1 protein-coding gene is annotated in these 694 nt (G+C 52.7%); it reads right to left on the bottom strand.

The annotated features are described in order from the left end of the window. Window positions 1–237: 237 nt before the first annotated feature. Window positions 238–432, bottom strand: coding sequence for a Rop family plasmid primer RNA-binding protein (locus tag ACUU1M_RS20465; protein ID WP_039059175.1), 195 nt, complete (start codon window positions 430–432; stop codon window positions 238–240). Window positions 433–694: the final 262 nt, after the last annotated feature.

The following is a 694-nucleotide window of genomic DNA, read 5'->3' as shown; positions in this document are numbered from 1 at the left end:
CCTGCGCGGCCTTTGCCCCTGCCTTCGGCTTTTTGCTCACATGTTCTTTCCGGCGTTATCCCCTGATTCTGTGGATAACCGCATTACCGCCTTTGAGTGAGCTGACACCGCTCGCCGCAGTCGAACGACCGAGCGTAGCGAGTCAGTGAGCGAGGAAGCGGAAGAGCGCCTTATGTGACATTTTCTCCTTACGCACCGGTATACCGTTCTGCATCCTGTCTGGAGCAGGATACACTGTTATACCCCGGTGCCACTTTCCGCTTCAAAGCGTGTCTGTATGCTGTTCTGGAGTTCTTCCGCGATTTCGTGCAGCTTCTCACACATGGCGGCCTGTTCGTCGGCATCGAGTGCGTCCAGCTTTTCGAGCAGCGTCAGGCTCTGGCTTTTTATGAATCCCGCCATGTTGAGTACGGTTTGCTGCTGCTTGTTCATCTTTCTGTTTTCTCCGTTCTGTCTGTCATCTGCGTTGTGTGATTATATCGCGTACCACTTTTCGACTGTTTTACCGCCGGTATTCTGCCGTCTGACGCATTGACGGGTATTTCTGCCTGACAATACTGTCACTGCCAAAAAAACTGCCGTGCCTTTGTCGGTAATTCGAACTTGCTGACAGGACAGGATGTGTAATTGTTATACCGCGCATACATGCACGCTATTACAATTACCCTGGTCAGGGCTTCGCCCCGACACCCCG

Source organism: Shigella sp. SIG6 (assembly GCF_053555815.1).
This window is presented reverse-complemented; position numbering and strand designations above follow the sequence as displayed.

What these genes read in the sequence shown, in the direction of transcription:
- ACUU1M_RS20465 (WP_039059175.1), bottom strand. Translation starts at nt 432, where the DNA reads ATGAACAAGCAGCAGCAAACCGTACTCAACATGGCGGGATTCATAAAA.